The sequence below is a fragment of the Nocardioides sp. NPDC006303 genome (assembly GCF_040613175.1).
Lineage (GTDB): Bacteria > Actinomycetota > Actinomycetes > Propionibacteriales > Nocardioidaceae > Nocardioides.
This window is the reverse complement of the sequence record NZ_JBEXRR010000055.1, coordinates 14,069-32,823: the sequence shown is the minus strand read 5'-3', so window position 1 is coordinate 32,823 and position 18,755 is coordinate 14,069. Positions and strand designations below refer to the sequence as shown.

General features: G+C 69.3%; 16 protein-coding genes. 8 read left to right on the top strand and 8 right to left on the bottom strand.

Features of this window, described 5'->3' with window-relative positions; genetic code table 11:
- The 3 genes from ABZY89_RS27105 to ABZY89_RS27095 all read right to left on the bottom strand — a co-directional run.
- The coding region (locus ABZY89_RS27105) for a DUF222 domain-containing protein (protein WP_355232261.1) at positions 1-443 on the bottom strand (443 nt) is incomplete at its 3' end.
- A 410-nt stretch (positions 444-853) separates the two neighbouring features.
- On the bottom strand, positions 854-1,108 hold the full coding sequence (locus ABZY89_RS27100) for a hypothetical protein (RefSeq protein ID WP_355232259.1): 255 nt from the start codon (positions 1,106-1,108) through the stop codon (positions 854-856).
- Positions 1,105-2,403, bottom strand: a complete 1,299-nt coding sequence (locus ABZY89_RS27095) for a PspC domain-containing protein (protein WP_355232257.1) — start codon at positions 2,401-2,403, stop codon at positions 1,105-1,107. The genes ABZY89_RS27100 and ABZY89_RS27095 overlap by 4 nt, the downstream gene beginning before the upstream one ends.
- Before the next feature lie 124 nt (positions 2,404-2,527).
- Here ABZY89_RS27095 and ABZY89_RS27090 point away from each other — a divergent pair, with 124 nt between their 5' ends.
- Complete coding sequence (locus ABZY89_RS27090; protein ID WP_355232255.1) at positions 2,528-3,853, top strand: PspC domain-containing protein; 1,326 nt, start codon at positions 2,528-2,530, stop codon at positions 3,851-3,853.
- Positions 3,846-4,493 carry a response regulator transcription factor gene (locus tag ABZY89_RS27085; protein ID WP_355232253.1) on the top strand — a complete coding sequence of 216 codons (648 nt, stop codon included), beginning with the start codon at positions 3,846-3,848 and terminating at the stop codon, positions 4,491-4,493. The genes ABZY89_RS27090 and ABZY89_RS27085 overlap by 8 nt, the downstream gene beginning before the upstream one ends.
- 3 nt (positions 4,494-4,496) lie before the next feature.
- On the opposite strand, the gene ABZY89_RS27080 is transcribed toward ABZY89_RS27085, so the two are convergent.
- The gene (locus tag ABZY89_RS27080) at positions 4,497-6,767 is read right to left on the bottom strand and encodes a bifunctional SulP family inorganic anion transporter/carbonic anhydrase (protein ID WP_355232251.1); all 2,271 of its coding nucleotides are present in this window, start codon (positions 6,765-6,767) and stop codon (positions 4,497-4,499) included.
- Positions 6,768-6,937: 170 nt separating this feature from the next.
- On the opposite strand from ABZY89_RS27080, the gene ABZY89_RS27075 reads away from it, so the two are divergent.
- Complete coding sequence (locus ABZY89_RS27075) at positions 6,938-7,300, top strand: hypothetical protein (RefSeq protein WP_350719670.1); 363 nt, start codon at positions 6,938-6,940, stop codon at positions 7,298-7,300.
- Positions 7,301-7,362: 62 nt separating this feature from the next.
- Positions 7,363-9,822, top strand: a complete 2,460-nt coding sequence (pcrA, locus tag ABZY89_RS27070; protein WP_355232249.1) for a DNA helicase PcrA — start codon at positions 7,363-7,365, stop codon at positions 9,820-9,822.
- A gap of 131 nt (positions 9,823-9,953) precedes the next feature.
- Here pcrA and ABZY89_RS27065 read toward each other — a convergent pair whose 3' ends face one another.
- The gene (locus tag ABZY89_RS27065) at positions 9,954-11,708 is read right to left on the bottom strand and encodes a M23 family metallopeptidase (protein ID WP_355232247.1); all 1,755 of its coding nucleotides are present in this window, start codon (positions 11,706-11,708) and stop codon (positions 9,954-9,956) included.
- 783 nt (positions 11,709-12,491) lie between these two features.
- Here ABZY89_RS27065 and sucC point away from each other — a divergent pair.
- The 3 genes from sucC (at position 12,492) to ABZY89_RS27050 (ending at position 15,489) form a co-directional block, all read left to right on the top strand.
- Positions 12,492-13,655, top strand: a complete 1,164-nt coding sequence (gene sucC, locus ABZY89_RS27060) for an ADP-forming succinate--CoA ligase subunit beta (RefSeq protein ID WP_355232245.1) — start codon at positions 12,492-12,494, stop codon at positions 13,653-13,655.
- A 17-nt stretch (positions 13,656-13,672) separates the two neighbouring features.
- Positions 13,673-14,569 carry a succinate--CoA ligase subunit alpha gene (sucD, locus tag ABZY89_RS27055; protein WP_008364062.1) on the top strand — a complete coding sequence of 299 codons (897 nt, stop codon included), beginning with the start codon at positions 13,673-13,675 and terminating at the stop codon, positions 14,567-14,569.
- 242 nt (positions 14,570-14,811) lie between these two features.
- Positions 14,812-15,489 carry a LysM peptidoglycan-binding domain-containing protein gene (locus tag ABZY89_RS27050; protein WP_355232243.1) on the top strand — a complete coding sequence of 226 codons (678 nt, stop codon included), beginning with the start codon at positions 14,812-14,814 and terminating at the stop codon, positions 15,487-15,489.
- Positions 15,490-15,528: 39 nt separating this feature from the next.
- On the opposite strand, the gene ABZY89_RS27045 is transcribed toward ABZY89_RS27050, so the two are convergent.
- Both ABZY89_RS27045 and ABZY89_RS27040 read right to left on the bottom strand, forming a co-directional pair.
- Entirely contained in the window at positions 15,529-16,197 is a 669-nt protein-coding gene (locus ABZY89_RS27045) for a TRIC cation channel family protein (protein ID WP_355232241.1), read from the bottom strand.
- Positions 16,198-16,291: 94 nt separating this feature from the next.
- Positions 16,292-17,002, bottom strand: coding sequence for an alpha/beta hydrolase (locus tag ABZY89_RS27040; RefSeq protein ID WP_355232239.1), 711 nt, complete (start codon positions 17,000-17,002; stop codon positions 16,292-16,294).
- A gap of 154 nt (positions 17,003-17,156) precedes the next feature.
- Here ABZY89_RS27040 and ABZY89_RS27035 point away from each other — a divergent pair, with 154 nt between their 5' ends.
- Positions 17,157-17,825 (top strand): GntR family transcriptional regulator, encoded by a 669-nt coding sequence (locus tag ABZY89_RS27035; protein WP_355232237.1) that lies wholly within the window; start codon positions 17,157-17,159, stop codon positions 17,823-17,825.
- A gap of 31 nt (positions 17,826-17,856) precedes the next feature.
- Here the strand turns inward: ABZY89_RS27035 and ABZY89_RS27030 are convergent, their stop codons facing one another.
- Positions 17,857-18,693: a helix-turn-helix transcriptional regulator gene (locus tag ABZY89_RS27030; protein ID WP_355232235.1), complete on the bottom strand. Its 837-nt coding sequence runs from the start codon at positions 18,691-18,693 to the stop codon at positions 17,857-17,859.
- Positions 18,694-18,755: the final 62 nt, after the last annotated feature.

Below are 18,755 nucleotides of genomic sequence, written 5' to 3'. Positions count from 1 at the left end.
AGGTCCTCGGCACTGGCGATGGGGTCGGCCTGGATCTTGTCCAGCGCCTTGGTGATCACCCTGGCCTTGTCCAGGGACACGACGCCTTCGGCGAGGCCGGCGGCGACGAGGTCGTACTTCGCGACGCTGGTCGCGAGTTTGATCTGGGACCGCGCGGCCCCCTTGTCGACCAGGAGTTCAGCGCGCATCCAGGCGGAGGCGTCTTTGGCGCCGGTCTCCTCAGCGATGTCGCCGGCCGTGGCGAGGACCCGGAGTTTCAGCGCGGCTTGTTGGGCTTGGAGTTTCTCCAAGCGTTCCAGCAGGTCCTTTTTCTGCTCGGTGCGCCAGTAGGTGGGGTCGGTGGTCAGCAGGTCTTGGAGGGCGGTCTCGATGGCCTTCAAGGCGGCGTCGATCGCGTCGCCGGGGTTGGTGCCCCAGTGGTCGATCGAGCGGCCGAGACTCATCGCCATCCTCCCCTTTCAGAGGTGTGCTGTGATGGGTCTGATTCTACGCCGCAGAGCCTTTCGTGGCCACCTATTTTCCCAGGTCAACGACCATTTTCGCGGTGAGCGAACGGTCTAGCATCTGTGGATGGTAAGTGGCCCGGAGGGCCACCCTTCCGCCCCATCGACCTCACCCTTCTCAGGCAAGGATCCGCTGCGCCACACCCGGGCCGCCGCCCCGATAGCCAGCCAAATCTTTTCTCGATCTGGTCCGGAGTCCAGGACCGCCGAAGGCGGCCGGCGAAGCCGGCGCCCGAAGGGCGTCCTTGACGCCGGTCCAGATCGAGAAGACCCTCCAAGAACGGGTCGGCGGCCCACCCCAACCCCGAAAATACGATCCCGCAGAGACGACAAACGACCCCGCGAAAGAGTCAGCTCTTCCTGAGCAGCGCCGCGAGGAGACCGATGGAGCCGCCGACGATCCACGGGAGCGGAAGGAGCCAGCGGAGGTCCTCGATGCTGTGGATGTCGACCGCGCCGCTGACGATCAGGGCCCAGACGACGACGAAGACGAGGAAAGCGAGGCCCATGACGAGGTGGCCGATGTTGACCGGGTGCCGGCCGGTGGGCTTCTCGTCGCCCGCCCGGTCCTCGAAGCGTGGCGGGGGAGCGTAGTCGTAGCTCATGGGGTGCTCCTCTCGGTCGTGTCGACGAAGCGTGCGGCTCTGGGGTCGCTCTCCTCGTAGACGTTGATCGCACCGACATCGGCCGTGGCGGTCAGCTGGAGGTCGGCGTCATCGGCGAGACCGGGCTCGCTGCCTTTTTCGCCGGCCACGTGAGTGCGGGCCAGGTTGAACCCACCGACGTCGCTGCGGGTCTCGTCGAAGACCTGCGCCTCGCCGAGGGTGCCGACCGAGGCGTCGACGGCGACGGTGGCGTCGTCGGGGACGATCACGGTGATCTCGCCGAAGGAGCTGTTGATGTCGAGCTCGCGGCCCTCGAGCGTCTTCGCGTCGATGGCGCTCATGTCCAGCATGATCTCCCCGGCGTCGACCTGGTAGGACGACTCCAGCATCGCGACGCTCCGCGGATGGGACTCGATGCTGCTGCCGGTGTCGATGTTCGACGGGTCGATCATGGTGAGCGGCAGCGCGGCGAGCGCGAGCAGCCCGAGGAAGATCAGCCCGCCGGCCCGGCCCCAGAAGGCGCCGAGCACGAGGAAGCCACCGAAGACGGCCAGGAGCGCCGCCGGGTAGGCACTGGTCGGGACCGGCGCCCAGCCGGCGACGTCGACGAGCCCGAGGACGCCGACCACCAGCGCGGCGACCGCGATGGCGCGGCCGAACAGCAGCGGCGGGCGCCGCCGGCCGGCCAGGGTGACAGCCGCGTTGGGATCGTAGGATCCGGGCGGCCACGGTGCCGGAAGAGTGCGCGTCTGAGCTGCGGGAACGTCCATGCTCGTGGTTGAAGAAGACGCGGCGGGGGCCGGAGGAGGTCCGCCCCGCTTTCGGCCCCACTTGCCGCGGTTGGCGTACCAGAGCGCGACCACCCCGAGCACCGCGAGCCAGAACCAGGGGACGCTGGTGTCGCCGAACGCGTCGCCGAGCAGCGAGATCGCCGCGATCCCGCCGGCGATCCAGAGCAGGAGGTTGCGGGCAGGCGGCCCGACCGGGATCATCCCGTCCTCGGCACCGTCCTCGGGCACCAGCACCCAGGCCGCGACGTACACGATCCCGCCGGCGCCCCCGAAGAACACCGCCACGACCAGCAACACCCGCACCAGCAGCGGGTCGACGTCGAAGTGGCGTGCGATCCCACCCGCGACGCCGGCGATGTGCCGTCCCTCCGGAGAGGCATGGGTCGTACGCCGCAGGCCACTGAGGTTGCGCAGCTGCTCGACACTGGGGCGGGCGCGCTCCTCGGAGACAGGCGAGGGCGGCTCCGGGTTGGGAGGCAGCGGTGCCTCGGGCGGGATCGTCACACCCCTACTCTGACTCCTCAGCACCCCGCAGACCATCAGGGACGGCCCTGAGTTCTCGACGAGCAAGGATCAGGGTGAATCCTCATGGCATACACCCGCGGTTGGTGTGACGATGGATGTCATCATGACGACAACCCATGCCACGGCGGAGCTGCCGGCACCGCCCCCGGAGCGCGCAGGGCCTATGGCTTCGGGCTCCGCTTCAGCAGTACGCCGCGCCTACCGAGACACCGACGCGTCGGTGATCGGCGGCGTGGCCGCGGGTCTGGCCGAACACCTTGGCCTGCCGGTGCTCGCCGTGCGCGCGTTCTTCGTGGTGACCGCCGTGTTCAGCGGCTTCGGCGTTCTCCTCTACGCCGCCCTGTGGATCTTCGTCCCCGCCGCGCCCCTCCTGGAGCAGTCCACGCCCGGCGGTGAGAGCGCGACCCGCGGTGGCCGCCGCCCCGCCGCGCGTTCGGGTGGCGTCGACAAGGGCCCGGCGATCGCGCTGCTCGCCCTCGGGTTCGGCGCCGTGGTGCTCTTCGACACCCTGCTCGGTGCCGGTGCGCTGATCTGGCCGGCGATGCTCGGCGTCGCCGGTGTCGCGCTGCTGTGGCGCCAGGCAGACGCCGCCCAGCGGGAGCGCTGGATCGACGGCACCGGACGCCTCGACCTGGTGCGGATGGTCTTCGGCAAGGGCGGCTGGCGGGCGTACGTCCGAGTGGGCGTCGGCGTCGGGCTGATGCTCTTCGCGGTGATCCTCGCCGGCGGCCAGCTCGACTTCGGCAACGCCACCGCGCTGATCATCGCCGGGCTGATCGTGCTCGGCGCGGGCTTCCTCGTCGTCGGGCCGTGGATGCACCAGCTCGCCAGCGACCTGGGCAGCGAGCGCGAGGAGCGGATCCGGAGTCAGGAGCGCGCCGACATGGCCGCTCACCTGCACGACTCCGTCCTCCAGACCCTTGCCCTGATCCAGCGCAACTCCGGCGATCCCGCGATGGTGCAGAAGCTGGCCCGCGCCCAGGAGCGCGACCTGCGGGAGTGGCTCTTCTCGACCCCGGCCGAGGCCGACGAGACGTTCGCGGCCGCGCTGAAGGCGGCCACCGCCGAGGTCGAGGACGCCCACGGCGTGACCGTCGACGTGGTGGTCGTCGGCGACGGCCCCTTCGACGAGACGGTGCGCCCGATCGTCGCCGCCACCCGCGAGGCGGTCACCAATGCCGCCAAGCACGCCGGCACCGGACGGGTCGACGTCTACGCTGAGGCGACCGAGGAGGCCTTCGAGGTCTTCGTCCGCGACCGGGGAGCTGGCTTCGTCGTCGACGAGGTCTCCGCCGACCGGCACGGCGTACGCGACAGCATCATCGACCGGATGTCGCGCCACGGCGGCAGCGCTGTGGTGAGATCGTCTCCGGGAGAGGGCACCGAGGTGCGGCTGAAGCAGCCGCGGATGGAGAGCAACCATGAGTGAGGTCAAGGTCGTCATCGTCGACGACCATGCGATGTTCCGCACCGGCGTACGCGCCGAGCTGAGCCGGTCGCCGGTGATCCGGATCGTCGGGGAGGCCGAGGATGTCGACACCGCGGTCAAGGCGATCGCCGCGGGCAAGCCCGACGTGGTGCTGCTCGACGTACATCTTCCCGGTGGCGGCGGTGTCGAGGTGATGCGCAAGGCGCCCGCCGTCGACGGCTCGCCGCGCTACCTCGCGCTGTCGGTCTCCGACGCGGCCGAGGACGTCATCGGCACCATTCGCGGCGGTGCCCGCGGCTACGTCACCAAGACCATCACCGGCGCCGAGCTGGTCGCCGCGATCCAGCGGGTCTCCGGCGGAGACGCGGTCTTCTCACCGCGCCTGGCCGGCTTCGTGCTCGACGCCTTCGCCGGCACCATCGCCATCGCCGACATCGACGAGGATCTCGACCGCCTGACCGAACGAGAGCGCGAGGTGATGCGCCTCATCGCCCGCGGCTACTCCTACAAGGAGGTCGCCGGCGAGCTGTTCATCTCGATCAAGACGGTCGAGACCCACATGTCCAACGTGCTGCGCAAGCTGCAATTGTCGAGCCGTCACGAGCTCACTCGCTGGGCCAACGACCGCCGTCTGCTCTAGGGCCTAGGCCGGCTCGGGTGGGCGAGCCTCCATCAGGTGGGCGAGCTCGTCGGTCTCGGCGTCGGTGAGTGTCGTGAACCCGTCCCCGCGCAGGATCTGAAGCGTCCCGTCGGAGATGTCCAGGAACAGCCCCACGAGACGTACGTCCCGGCCTGCCAGGATCTCCCCGAGGCGATCGATCATCACCGCGACGTTGACCTGGGAGACCTGGTCGACCTCGCTCCGGCCGGCCGCGGCGGCTGCGGCGCCGACCGGATGCCCGGCCTGCCACTCCTGGATCGCCGGAGTGGCGTGACGCAGCCAGTCGCCGACCGGCCCGGCGGGCACTTCCCCGGCACGGGTGCTCTCCAGCGCCGAGGTCATCGCCCCGCAGCGGGAGTGGCCGCAGACCACGACGGTGTTGATGCCGAGGTCGTCCACGCCGAACAGCATCGGCGCCGCGACCGAGCTGTCCGGGCTGCCGGGCTCGGGCACGAGGTTGCCCATCGTGCGCACGGTCAGCAGGTCGCCCGGGCCGCTCGACGTGATCAGGTTCGGCACCACCCGGGAGTCGACGCAGGTCAGGAAGACCGCGTGCGGCTCCTGGCCGTCGGCCAGCCCCTCGTAGACCGGGCGCAGCGGCGCCGCGTGGCGGCGGTGGTACTCCCGCACGCCGAGGGCCAGCGGGTGGTGTCCGTCGGCGCGGTCGGCACGTACGTCCTGCCAGGCGCTCCACGGCAGCAGGCCGCGGGGACTGATCGGCGGCGCCTTGAGCGCGCGCTCCTGACGCGGGGCCTCGTCGCCGTGCGGTCCGGAGTGCTCGACGAGCACGGTGCCGCCGGCGGCCTCGTAGCGGACGCGCCAGTGGTCGAGCTGGTCTCGTCCGGCCGGGTCGAGGTAGTCGACGAGGAGGTCGAGCTCGACGACCTGGCCTTCCGGGATCTCGTCGAGCCTGCTCACCAGCTTCGGTGTCGCCAGGAACGAGAGGCTGCCGTGCACCTCGACCAGCCACTTCTCGCGGCCGTCGGCGGCCAGGCCTGCCGGGCGTACGTCGATCCGCACATGGACCAGGCGCCACAGCACCAGGACCAGCGCGGCCACGAGGCCGATCAGTACACCTTCGATGAGGTTGAGCGCGAGCACTCCCGCGATGGTGAGGCCGTAGATCCACAGCTCGCCGCGGGCGTGCGCCTGGGAGATGTCGGCAGGCCGGACCAGGCCGGTGCCCATCATGATCAGCAGCCCGGCCAGGGCGGCGAGCGGGATCTGCTCCACGAGTCCGACCAGGACGAGGGCGAAGAGGAGCACCCAGACGCCGTGCAGGATCGCGGACGCGCGGGTGCGGGCTCCGGCGGCGACGTTGGTCGAGCTGCGCACGATGACGCCCGTGACCGGGAGGCCGCCCAGGGCACCGGATGCGGAGTTGGCCAGGCCTTGGCCGACGAGCTCCCGGTTGAGGTTGCTGCGTGGGCCGCCGTGCAGCTTGTCGACGGCGACTGCCGAGAGCAGGCTCTCGACGCTCGCGATCAGGGCGACGGTGAGGACCGCGCCGGCCACCGCGAGCGGGGTGCCCTCGGGCAGCGCGACCGAGCCGATCTCGTCGAGCAGGTCACCACCGAGCTCGACCCGTTCGGCACCGGGCAGCCATGCCGCGGCGAGCAGGGTGAGCGCGACGATGGCCACCAGCTGGCCGGGCACCGCGCGGACCCGCTGAGGCAGCCGCGGCCAGACGAGCAGGATGCCGATCACCCCGAGCCCGGCCAGGATGGCGTGGATGTTGGGCTCCTGCGCGTTGCGGACGATGTGCTCGAGGTTCTCGAACGCGCTGGACTGGGAGCGGCCGCCGAGGGCGACGTTGAGCTGGCCGAGGACGATCGAGATCCCGATCGCGGCCAGCATCGCGCTGACCACGGTCGGCGAGATCGCCAGGGCGTAGCGCCCGAGCCGGGTGGCACCGAGCACGACCTGGAGGATTCCGGCCATCACCGTGATCGCACAGGTCGCCTCCCAACCGAACTCGGCGACCGTCTCTGCGACGACAACGGTGAGGCCCGCGGCCGGGCCGCTGACCTGCAGTGGTGAGCCGCCGAAGAGGCCGGCGACGATGCCGCCCGCTGCGGCGGCGATCAGGCCCGCGGCGACAGGAGCACCGGAGGCGACGGCGATGCCGAGCGAGAGCGGCACGGCGACGAGGAAGACGACCAGCGAGGCCGGTACGTCGAAGCGAATGGACTGACGGAGCTGATCGAGCGGTCTGGACCCGCCGGTGGGCAGGGTCGGGCGAGGTGATGACACGTCAGAATCCTCCTTGCGGAGCCGAGAGCGATGGTGGCGGTCACGGTGAGAGTAGGCAGACGTCGCCGAATTCCCCAAGGCGAATGTGACCAAAATCGTGTGATCGTTCGAAAACGTGCCGAAGCGGTACCCCGTGATGGGCTCCGAAGCGGTGGCTCTAGTCTTTGCCCATGGAGATCGTGCGGCACATCCTGCTCGTCATTCACCTGCTCGGCTTCGCAGCGCTCTTCGGCGGCCTGCTGGTGCAGATCAAGACCCCTGACAAGGTCGCCAACGGCCTCATGCGCGACGGCTCCGGCACCGCGTTCCTCGCCGGGCTGCTGCTCGTCGGCGTGCTCGAGATGGGCGACGGTCCGGTCGACCACGCCAAGGTCGGCGTGAAGCTCGTGATCGGCCTGGTCATCCTCGGCCTGGTGATGTCGCAGCTGCGCAAGCCCAAGATCTCCGACGGGCTCTACTGGACGATCTTCGGGCTGACGATCATCAACGTCTGCGTGGCGGTCTTCTGGTCCTCCGCGCACGTCGCTGCCTGACGATCCCCACAGGGCCCGCCGACCCGCGACTTGTCGGTGCCAGCCCCTAGGCTGGAGGCAGCATGAGTACGCCTGACCAGACCCCTGTCGCAACCATTCCGGGCCTCGAGGCCTTCGCCTCGGCGCAGCCGGCCGACGAGCCGCGTACGAAACGGCGTGGCCCGAGCACCGAGGAGCTTCTCGACGGGCTCAACGAGCCCCAGAAGGCCGCCGTGCAGCACCAGGGGGCGCCCCTCCTGGTCGTCGCGGGAGCAGGGTCGGGCAAGACCCGGGTGCTGACCCGGCGGATCGCGTGGCTGATCTCGCAGCGCGGCGCCCACCCCGGCAGCATCCTGGCGATCACCTTCACCAACAAGGCCGCAGCCGAGATGAAGGAACGCGTCGAAGCCCTGGTCGGCAAGCGCGCCCGGATCATGTGGGTCTCCACGTTCCACAGCGCCTGCGTGCGGATCCTCCGCAAGGAGATCGACAAGGTCGGCTTGAAGTCCAACTTCTCCATCTACGACGCCCAGGACCAGAAGCGGCTCATGCAGCTGGTCCTCAGCGACCTCGACCTCGACCCGCGCCACTACCAGCCCGGCCAGGTGCTCAACTGGGTCAGCGACCAGAAGAACGAGCTGCGCGATGTGGAGGCGGCCGAGAAGGACGCGCGTAACCACCTCGAGCAGACCTATGTGGCGGCCTACAAGGAGTATCAGAAGCGTCTGCGGCAGGCGAACGCCCTCGACTTCGACGACCTGATCATGTCGACGGTCGAGCTCTTCCGGGCCTACCCGGAGGTGCGCGAGGTCTACCGGCGCCGGTTCCGGCATGTGCTGGTCGACGAATACCAGGACACCAACCACGCTCAGTACGCCCTGGTCCACGAGCTCTGCGCCGACCGGATGGACGACACCGCGCTGACGGACACCTACGCCGAAGACACCCCTCGCGCCGAGCCGGCCGAGCTGATGGTGGTCGGTGACGCCGACCAGTCGATCTACGCCTTCCGCGGCGCCAACATCCGCAACATCCTCGACTTCGAGCAGGACTTCCCCAACGCGACCACGATCCTGCTGGAGCAGAACTACCGCTCCACGCAGACGATCCTCACCGCCGCCAACGCGGTCATCAAGAACAACAAGGGTCGCAAGGAGAAGGCGCTGTGGAGCGACGCCGGCAACGGCGATCGCATCGTCGGCTACGTCGCCGACGACGAGCGTGACGAGGCCCGGTTCGTCTCCGACGAGATCGACAAGCTCGTCGACGGCGGGCTCAAGGCCGCCGACGTCGCCGTCTTCTACCGCACCAACGCCCAGTCGCGTGTCTTCGAGGAGGTGTTCATCCGCACCGGCCAGCCCTACAAGGTCGTCGGCGGTGTGCGCTTCTACGAGCGCAAGGAAGTACGCGACGCGCTGGCCTACCTGCGCACCCTGGCCAACCCCGATGACCAGGTCTCGCTCCGAAGGATCCTCAACACCCCCAAGCGGGGCATCGGCGACCGCGCCGTGGCCTGCGTCAACGCGCTGGCCGAGCGGGACGGCCTGACCTTCTGGGATGCGCTGCAGAAGGCCGAGGACGCCCCCGGTCTGGCCACCCGCAGCCTGACCAACATCAAGGCTTTCGTCGCGATGGTCGAAGAGCTGTTGCAGATGGTCGCCGCCGGCGAGCGGGCCGACGTCATCCTGGAGACGGTGCTCGACCGATCGGGCTACCTCGCCTCGCTCGAGGAGTCCGACGACCCGCAGGACGAGACCCGCGTGGAGAACCTCGCCGAGCTCGTCGCCGTGGCCCGTGAGTTCTCCGACGACCCGGTCGCGGCCCCGAGCGCCGACCCGGCCGACGTCGACGCCGGCACCGTCGAGCCCGGGCTCCGCGACTTCCTGGAGCGGGTCGCCCTGGTCGCCGACACCGACCAGATCCCCGACGACGAGGACGGCGTGGTCACCCTGATGACGCTCCACACCGCCAAGGGCCTGGAGTTCCCCGCGGTCTTCCTCACCGGCATGGAGGACGGCGTCTTCCCACACTCCCGGGCCCTCGGTGACGGCACCGAGCTCGAGGAGGAGCGCCGTCTGGCGTACGTCGGCATCACCCGCGCCGAGAAGCGGCTCTTCATCTCGCGTGCCGTCGTCCGGTCCGCCTGGGGCGCCCCCTCGCACAACCCCGGCAGCCGCTTCCTCGACGAGCTCCCGGTCGACCTGGTCGACTGGCGGCGTACGGAGAAGGAGATGTCCTCGTGGGGCCGGCCGAACTTCGCCAACGACAGCTGGGGCGGTGGCCAGCGTCTCGGCCAGCCCACGGCCGCCGGCCGCCGCAACTTCTCCTCGGCCGCCCTGCGCGCCGACGTCGCCGCCAAGTCGAAGCCGGCCCGTGAGGTGCCCTCGCTCGACCCGGGCGACCGGGTCACCCACGACTCCTTCGGCCTCGGCACCGTCGTCACCATCGAGGGCTCGGGCGACAAGCAGGTAGCGAGCATCGACTTCGGCGACACCGGCGTCAAGCGCCTCCTGCTCCGCTACGCGCCGGTCGAAAAGCTCTGACGCGCCGAGTCGGCTCGTCCTGACAGAGATCAGCGTCGAGTCGGCTCGTTCTCACCCGAAATGCCGCCGAGTCGGCTCGTCATAACGAGCCGACTCGGCGGGTTCTTCGGTCAGGATGCGCCGACTCGGCGTCAGCTGGGGTCTACGCCGTGCTCGTTGAGGGCGGCGTCGGGGTCGACGGCGTCACCACCACCGGGGCGGACCTCCACGTGGAGGTGGTTGCCGGTGGAGTTGCCGGTCGAGCCGACGTAGCCGATGACCTCACCGGGGGAGACCGTCTGGCCGACGGAGACGCCGTAGTCGCTCTGGTGGCAGTACCAGATCTCGGTGCCGTCCTCGAGGGTGATGATCGTCCGGTTTCCGTACGCCCCGCCCCAGGCGGTCTCGGTGACCGTGCCGCGGGCGATCGCGTGGATCGGCGTGCCGTAGGGGGCCGCGAAGTCGAGACCCGTGTGGGTGCTGGACCAGTTGGAGCCCGAGGAGCCGAAGGTGCCGGTGATGCGGTAGACGCCCGCCGGGATCGGCAGCTCCCACATGTTGGACTTGAGGAACTTGTCCTGCTTGTCGGCCTGGACGTCGACGCCCTGGAGCGCCTTCTCGCGGTCGCTCGCTGCCGTGTCGGCCTCGGAGCGCTCGTCGTTGCGGGTGACGGTCGCGGAGCGGTCACCGACGATGACCATGTCGCTGTCGCCACCGAGCGCGGTGGCGCCGACGAGGCGTACGTCATCGGCGGCGACCATCGTCGGACCGCCGGTCAGCGCGATGCCACCGATGGCGGCGGCGAGAGCTGCAGCGCCGGCGGTCAGCGGGACCGTCGGGCGGCCACCGGCTGCCGCAGCGGCGGCGCGCCGGGTGCGGGGACGGGTGGGGCCGCCGATGCCGACCATCGTGCCGGTGGTCTCGACCGCCGGAAGGTCGTGCAGTTCGGGCCGGTAGGTCGCGATCTCGCTGATGCTCGGCAGGTCGATGCTGCCGGTGTCGGCGCGGAAGTAGGTCTCGGCCTGCTGCGGGTCGCTGTTGTAGCCGTCGGCGTAGTCGTCCTGGTAGTACGCCTCGTGGGGCTGCGGCGCCTCGTAGTAGGGCGCATCCACGGTGTAGGTCTCGGCCGGGAGGTCGATGGCCATCGAGTCGAAGTCGATCTGCTGCGGCAGCGACACCGGCGGGGCCGGGAACGAGGTCGTGTCGATCTTGAACGACGTCGGCGGCGCGTCGAACGCCTCCTGGAACCCGCGGGGCTCCTGGATCTCCGGCTCGTAGGCCGGCGCAGCCGGGGCCACCGGCGGAGCCGGGATCTGGCGGGCCTCGCGCACGGCGCGGATCTTGCCGGTCAGCGGGGCGAACGTGTTGGCCATCCGCAGCGGCTTCGGGGTGTGCGTCGGCTCGGGCGCCTGGAAGGTCGGCTCAGGAGCGACGGGGGCAACCGAGGGGACCGGAGCGACGGGCGCCACCGGCTCCGGAAGCACCGGCGCGGGAGGTACGGGAGCAGCCGGAATGCCGCGCGGCGGCGTCTTGGTCGAGATCGACCTGCTCGACGTCGCCTTGGTCGGCGCGGGCTTGGACGGCTGGGTCAGGAACATGGTGAGCTCGGAGGTCGTCATGCCTCCGACGCCGAGGTCTTCGAGCACCTCGGGGGTCACCTTGTCCGGGTCGATGCCCATCGAGGAGAGCAGGTCGGCCAGGACCGGGTCGATCTGGGCCGCCCGGCGCTGCACGGGCACGATCGGGGTCGCCGCGGGAGGCGGCGGCGTCGGGAACGAGGCCGGGAAGGACGGGCCGTCGCCCTCGACGAGAGCACGCAGCTCACCCGTCGAGATGCGGCCGTCGGTGGCCTCGTAGTCGCGGGGGGACCCGACGACCGGCAGCTTGCCGGTCTGCTCGAGGACCACGCGGTTGGGCCGGGCCTTGGCTACCGGCTCTTCAGGAGTCTCAGGGGCGGGGGTTGGCTTCGCGGTCCCAACGGCGGGGGACGGCGCGGCGCGCCGCTTCCCGACGTAGGAGGTCGATCCGGTCGCTCGCGGGGCAGGCCTAGAGGCAGGGCTGTCGGTCGCCGGCGCTGCGCGCCGCTTCCCAACGTAGCTGCTGCTGCTCGTGGTTGCTCCGGGGGAAGGGGTGACCGAACGCGGACTGTCACTTGTGACGTCGGCTCGGTGGTTGCCCATCAGTTCATATCTCCGCTGTTCGGGGTCAGACGGCGAGCCATGACTGTAACGGACCGGAGGGCGGGGTCAAGAAATGTGGCACGCCCGTTTCGCTGATTTCACCAACGGCTGTGGCCGAATCAGTCGCTGATCTGCGTATTTCCGCCAGATTCGGAACTCGATTGCGACTTATTGATGTCACCCGAAACGCGTGTCTTCGGCCGATTTGCGCCTCGATACGCCTTCGAAACCCGCCGGTCCCCGGACCGCGGGCTGCGTCGTACGGGGTCAAACGGGGGTCGCTACGCAGGGCTACGGACTGTTACCCAAGGTTGCCGATTTGTTGGTATATGTCCGGTGTGTCCGGCCTCACGCCCTGCCAGTGGCGTACGTCACGTCGTGTGCCCTGGGCTCGTAAGTCCGGCTCGGCGGGGTCTATGGTGCTGGACGGACACATCTGAAGACGAGGGCGTCGACCGCTGATCCATGCGGTACGGCCCCCGTACCGCAACACACAGACCAGGTGGATCAGTGGATCTCATGGAGTACCAGGCGAAGAAGCTCTTCGCCAAGCACGGCGTCGCCGTGACCGAAGGTGTCGTCGTCGAGACGGCTGAGGAAGCCAAGAAGGCCGCCGAGGAGATCGGCTTCTGCGTCGTCAAGGCGCAGGTCAAGGCCGGTGGCCGAGGCAAGGCCGGCGGCGTGAAGCTGGCCAAGACCGCGGACGAGGCGTTCGAGCACGCCTCGAACATCCTCGGCATGGAGATCAAGGGCCTGAAGGTCAACCGGGTGCTGATCACGCCGGCGACCCCGCCGGTGGAGGAGTACTACTTCTCCTTCCTGCTGGACCGGTCGAACCGGCAGTACCTCTGCATCGCGTCCGTCGAGGGTGGTGTGGAGATCGAGGAGGTCGCCAAGACCAACCCCGACGCCGTGAAGAAGATCGGCATCGACCCCGGCAAGGGCGTCGACGAGGCCAAGGCGCGCGAGATCGCGACCGAGTGCGGCTTCCCTGAGCCCGTCTTCGAGCAGGCCGTCGCGATGATCGAGAGCCTCTACAAGGTGTTCGTGGAGGAGGACGCGACGCTCGTCGAGGTCAACCCGCTGGCTCGCCTGGAGGGCGACAAGCTGGAGGCCCTGGACGGCAAGGTGTCGCTGGACGACAACGCCTCCGAGATCCGCCACGAGGACCACGAGCAGTTCGTCATCCGTGACGAGGAGGACCCGCTCGAGGCCAAGGCCAAGGACAAGGGCCTCAACTACGTCAAGCTCGACGGCCAGGTCGGCATCATCGGCAACGGCGCGGGTCTGGTCATGTCGACCCTCGATGTCGTCGCGTACGCCGGTGAGGCTCACGGCGGCGTCAAGCCCGCCAACTTCCTCGACATCGGTGGCGGCGCGAACGCGCAGGTCATGGCCGACGGTCTCGACGTCATCCTGAACGACGAGCAGGTCAAGTCCGTGTTCGTGAACGTCTTCGGTGGCATCACCGCGTGTGACGAGGTCGCCAAGGGCATCGTCGGCGCGCTGGACATCCTCGGCAACGAGGCCACCAAGCCGCTCGTCGTGCGTCTGGACGGCAACAACGTGGACCTGGGTCGCCAGATCCTCAGTGAGGCCAACCACCCGCTGGTCACCATCGTCGACACCATGGACGGCGGCGCCGACAAGGCCGCCGAGCTGGCCAACGCCTGAGGTCAGGAGAGAGAAACATGAGCATCTACCTCAACAAGGACAGCAAGGTCATCGTCCAGGGCATCACCGGCGGCATGGGTGCGAAGCACACCGCCCTGATGCTCGACTCGGGCGCCCAGATCGTCGGTGGCGTCAACGCCCGTAAGGCCGGCACCACGGTCACCCACAAGGACGCCCAGGGCGCCGACGTGGAGCTCCCGGTGTTCGGCACGGTCGCGGAGGCGATGAAGGAGACCGGCGCCAACGTGTCGGTGCTCTTCGTGCCGCCGGCGTTCACCAAGGACGCCGCGATCGAGGCCATCGACGCCGAGATGCCGCTGATCGTGGTCATCACCGAGGGCGTCCCGGTCCAGGACACCGCCGAGGTGTGGTCCTACCTGCAGGGCAAGGCCACCCGGATGATCGGCCCGAACTGCCCCGGCATCATCACGCCGGGCGAGTCGCTGGCCGGCATCACCCCGCACACCATCACGGGCAAGGGCCCGGTCGGTCTCGTCTCCAAGTCGGGCACGCTGACCTACCAGATGATGTACGAGCTGAAGGACTTCGGCTTCTCCACCGCCATCGGCATCGGCGGTGACCCCATCATCGGCACCACCCACATCGACGCCCTCGAGGCGTTCGAGAAGGACGACGAGACCAAGCTCATCGTCATGATCGGTGAGATCGGTGGCGACGCCGAGGAGCGGGCCGCGGCCTACATCAAGGAGAACATCTCCAAGCCTGTCGTCGGCTACGTCGCCGGCTTCACCGCGCCGGAGGGTAAGACCATGGGTCACGCCGGTGCGATCGTGTCCGGCTCCGCCGGCACCGCGCAGGCGAAGAAGGAGGCCCTCGAGGCCGCCGGCGTCAAGGTCGGCAAGACCCCGTCGGAGACCGCTGCTCTCGCTCGCGAGATCCTGCAGTCCCTCTGACGTACGTCAGTTCCTGACCGCCCCGCGACCGTCATGGTCGCGGGGCGGTTGGCATCTCCGGCGGAATTGCTCTGAATGCGCACGCTCGAGCATCCGCACGGATTAATGTGCTGACCATGGCCAAGCGAATGGCACGTTTGATCTCGGGTGCCGTAGGTATCGGGTTCTCAGCTTCGATCACGTCGTTGGTCGTGGGTTTGCCGCCGGTGGCAGCGGCGCCGATCCTGGGTCTGGATCGGACCGTGGCCCAGGCGGAGCCCGACCGGAAGACCCACACCGTCCAGCCGGGGGAGACGCTCTCCGGGATCGCCGGGAAGTACGGCGTCAAGGTCAGCGACCTCGCGACCTGGAACAAGATCGCCGACCCCGCCAAGATCCGAGCGGGTGCCAAGCTCGTGGTGAGCCCACCCGCAAAACCGGCCGGGAAGACGTACACCGTGGCGCCCGGAGACACCTTCTCCGGCATCGCCAAGAAGTTCGGCATCGATGTCGGCGAGCTGATGGCCTACAACGGCTACGAGGATCCCACCAAGCTGCTGGCGGGTAGCGAGATCAAGATTCCGACGGCAAAGCCGAAGCTGAAGAAGTACAAGGTCGTCGCCGGTGACACGTTCGTCAGCATCGGCAAGAAGTTCGGTGTCACCGCGGATGCTCTGATGGCGCACAACGGCTACGAGGACCCCACCAAGCTGCTCGCCGGCACGACGATCGAGATCCCGGCCAAGGCGGACAAGCCCAAGCCCAAGCCGAAACCCCAGCCCGGCACCGGGGAGACGGTCTACACGACCGTCGCCGGGGACACCTACGCAAGCGTTGCCAAGAAGTTCCGCATCACCGAGGAGGAGCTGCGGATCTACAACGGCACCAGGGCACCCGACAAGCTGCCCGCTGGGTACAAGCTCTACATCCCGTCGAGCTGACCCGCTCGCGGAGACCGAGGTCAGACCGCGGGTCTCGATTCACGCGTGTTCGCCGCCGCGCCCGACGCGTCGCCGGAGGCGCAGCGGCCCCTGCTCGGGGAAACGCCATTCGAAGCGCACGGCGACCAGCCGGAGGGTCGCCGTCACGATGACGCAGACCGGGCCCGCCACCGCCACGGGGGTGCCGAGGCCGACGAGCAGGATGAGGACGCCGACGCCGGCACCAGCCGCGACGGCGTACAGGGTCCCCACCTGTAGGAACGAGAAGGGCAGGCTCAGGATGACGTCGCGCAGCATCCCGCCGCCGATGGCGCCCACGACTCCGACCACCAGTGCACCGGCTTCACCCGCCCCGAGCGCGAGCGCCTTGGAGGCGCCGATCGCTCCGAACAGCCCCATCACGACCGCATCCAGGGCGGTGAGCGGCCAGTCGGCGCGCGCCAGCAGATGCTGAACCAGCATTCCCAGGACCGCCGAGGCGCCGGCCACGAGCAGGTACCAGTTGCTCCAGATCACCACGGGCGGCTGATTGAGCAGGATGTCGCGCAGCAGGCTGCCGCCGAGTGAGACGGAGAGGCCGATGACGACGACTCCCAGGACGTCGATGCGGCGGTGGCGCTCGCTGGCGGCGAAGAGAGCCCCCTGTAGCCCGCCGAGGCCGGCCGCAAGCAGCTCGATCCACAGGGGCGCCTCGAGCGTGGTGATCATGATGGTGTCTCCTTCGAGGAGTGGGGCCCGGGCTGCGGCAGGCCGGGCCGTTCCCCGTGCTTCAGCGGTGGGATGAACCCAGTGCCTGCGTGACTCAGCCGACCGCAGTCAGTGCGTGCTCGGCGGCGTCGACGATCGTGTCGGCGACGACGCCCGACTGGGTGATGTACAACGCGTGGCTCGCGGACACGTTCGTGATCTTGGCGCCCGCACGGCTGGCCATGTGCTGGAGCATCGCCTGGTCGAACGACTTGTCCTCGGTGGCGATGACGGCCCAGCTGGGCTTGTCGGCCCACGCGGCGCGCGTCACGGCCTCCTCGAACACCGACATGTTGATCGGCACCTGCGAGTCGCGGAGGAACGCGGCGTCCTCATCGCTCGCGTCCGCCGCGAAGCCGACCTTGAACTTCTCGGAGTTGAGGAACCCGTAGCCGTCCTCGCCGACCTCGATGACGAATTCGGGGGTGGGGGCGAAGCCCTCGTACTGCTGCGCGGTCGTCTCGCCCGATGCCGGCGCGAGCGCCGAGACGTAGACGAGGCCGGCGACGTTCGGGTGGTTGCCCGCCTCTGTGATGACGGTGCCGCCCCACGAGTGACCGACCAGGACAGTCGGACCGTCCTGACGATCGAGGACCCGCGTAGTTGCTGCGACGTCGTCGGCGAGCGCCGTCAGGGGGTTCTGGACGATGCTGACGCGGTATCCGCGGGCGGTGAGGTCATCGTAGACGCGGCGCCATCCCGCGCCGTCGGCGAAGGCCCCGTGCACCAGGACGATGTTCTTGATCTGCTGACCGATGGTGCTCATGCTGCCGTTCCTTTCGTGTGCCGCGAGGCGGTCCCGCGAGCGACTTCAGTGACGGTTTTTTGCCACCAATGTGCAATATATTGCACGCAACAACCGAAGGCAAGGGGATGTTCCCGGTTTGCATCGGCCCCGGGAAGCGTGTGCAATATGTTGTATGCCGATCCCCTCAGGTACTCCCTCGGTCGACCGCACACTCCTCCGGGATGACGTCTACCGACGGCTGAGAGATGCCATCGTCGATGGCACATTCGGCCCCGGCGAGCAGTTGAAGGACGGCGAGCTGGCGGCGTGGCTCGGTGTCAGTCGCACCCCCGTCCGCGAGGCGCTACTGCGCCTCGGGGGAAGCGGGCTCGTCGTGGCGCTGCCCGGACGGTCGACGACCGTGAGCGCGATCGAGTCGCAAGCCGTGCGGGACGCGCGCGACGTGGTGGCGGCGATGCACCAGCTGACCGCACGCGAGGTCGCCGGCAAGCTGGGAGAGCGGGACCTCGATCGTATGCGCGAGGCCAACCGCCGGTTCGCGGAGGCGGTGGATGCCGGTGACGTCAGCGCGGCTCTCGATGCCGACGAGGAGCTTCACCGCATCCCCGTGGCAGTCCTCGGCAACCGCGCCATCGAGACGGTCCTCGAGCAGTTCGACCCGCTGGTGCGCCGCGCGGAGCGACTCCGCTTCGACGCCGATGGCAAGGCCTCGGTCGAGCGTCACGACACCCTGATCGGTCTGCTCGCATCCGGCGACACGGAGGGTGCGGCCTCAATCGCCTACGAGGTCTGGCACAGCTTGTCGGCCGGCGACGACGCTGAGAAGAGCGGCCGAGGGTGACCGTGGACTGACTGGCTTCGTGCCTTCGAGGTCAGACCGCGCGCAGGGCACCCGAGCGGCGGCGCCGCATCGCGTCGAGGGCCTCGGCGGTGGCGTCGTCGGCCGGCATCAGCACCTGGATCTGCTGGTTGTCGGCGGCTGGAAGCTCGAGCTCCTCGACGTCGAACCGCAGCTCGCCGGCGTCGGGATGCAGCCAGCGCCACACACCGCCGTGAGGCGGGTCGTGGCGGCTCAGTCGGTCGGTGAACTCCGGCCCCGCCCGGTCCGACATCGCCTCGATCATCATCCGCGCGGCGACCGGGTTGGGGCCGCGGTAGAGGTTGGCGACCAGGTCGTCGGCCACCCGCGCCCAGTCGGGGAACGCCTCGCGGGCGCGCGGGTGGAGGAAGGCGTACGCGGTCAGGTTGGGCTCCGCGTGGTCGAGCATCCCGAGGGGCCGGGCGAGCAGGTCGAACGTGGACGTGTGGGCCAGCAGGTCGCCGAGTCGGTTGGTGAGCACGGCGATGCCTGGTTCGAACTGCTCCACCAGGGCGCGTGCGCCGGGACGTACGTCGCGGCCGGACGAGAACGGACCGAGGCACTGGCCGCTGGAGGCCATCGCGAGGGTGCGCAGGTGCTCGTGGGCGGCGGCGTCGAAGCGGAGCGCGTCACCGATGGCCCGCAGGACCTGCGGTGAAGGATGCCGGTCGCGGCCCTGCTCGATCCGGACCAGGTATTCGACGCTGATCCCGGCCAGCGTGGCCAGCTCAGAGCGCCGCAGGCCGGGGGCCCGGCGGCGTACGCCCTCCGGGAGCCCGACGCTCTCCGGCGTGGTCTGGTCGCGGCGGTCCCGGATGAACGAGCCGAGGGCTCCCGCGTTGGCTGGCATGCCATCAAGCCTACGGCCCGGCCGGGCGGTCATGGTGGCCCTGCTGGGGCCGGCCTCGGCTC

Excerpts from the sequence above, each read along its gene's own strand:
- ABZY89_RS27085 (WP_355232253.1), top strand. The coding sequence starts at position 3,846 with ATGAGTGAGGTCAAGGTCGTCATCGTCGACGACCATGCGATGTTCCGC.
- ABZY89_RS27035 (WP_355232237.1), top strand. The coding sequence starts at position 17,157 with ATGCCGATCCCCTCAGGTACTCCCTCGGTCGACCGCACACTCCTCCGG.
- ABZY89_RS27045 (WP_355232241.1), bottom strand. The coding sequence starts at position 16,197 with ATGATCACCACGCTCGAGGCGCCCCTGTGGATCGAGCTGCTTGCGGCC.
- ABZY89_RS27100 (WP_355232259.1), bottom strand. The coding sequence starts at position 1,108 with ATGAGCTACGACTACGCTCCCCCGCCACGCTTCGAGGACCGGGCGGGC.
- ABZY89_RS27040 (WP_355232239.1), bottom strand. The coding sequence starts at position 17,002 with ATGAGCACCATCGGTCAGCAGATCAAGAACATCGTCCTGGTGCACGGG.
- ABZY89_RS27075 (WP_350719670.1), top strand. The coding sequence starts at position 6,938 with ATGGAGATCGTGCGGCACATCCTGCTCGTCATTCACCTGCTCGGCTTC.
- sucD (WP_008364062.1), top strand. The coding sequence starts at position 13,673 with ATGAGCATCTACCTCAACAAGGACAGCAAGGTCATCGTCCAGGGCATC.
- ABZY89_RS27090 (WP_355232255.1), top strand. The coding sequence starts at position 2,528 with ATGACGACAACCCATGCCACGGCGGAGCTGCCGGCACCGCCCCCGGAG.
- ABZY89_RS27030 (WP_355232235.1), bottom strand. The coding sequence starts at position 18,693 with ATGCCAGCCAACGCGGGAGCCCTCGGCTCGTTCATCCGGGACCGCCGC.
- pcrA (WP_355232249.1), top strand. The coding sequence starts at position 7,363 with ATGAGTACGCCTGACCAGACCCCTGTCGCAACCATTCCGGGCCTCGAG.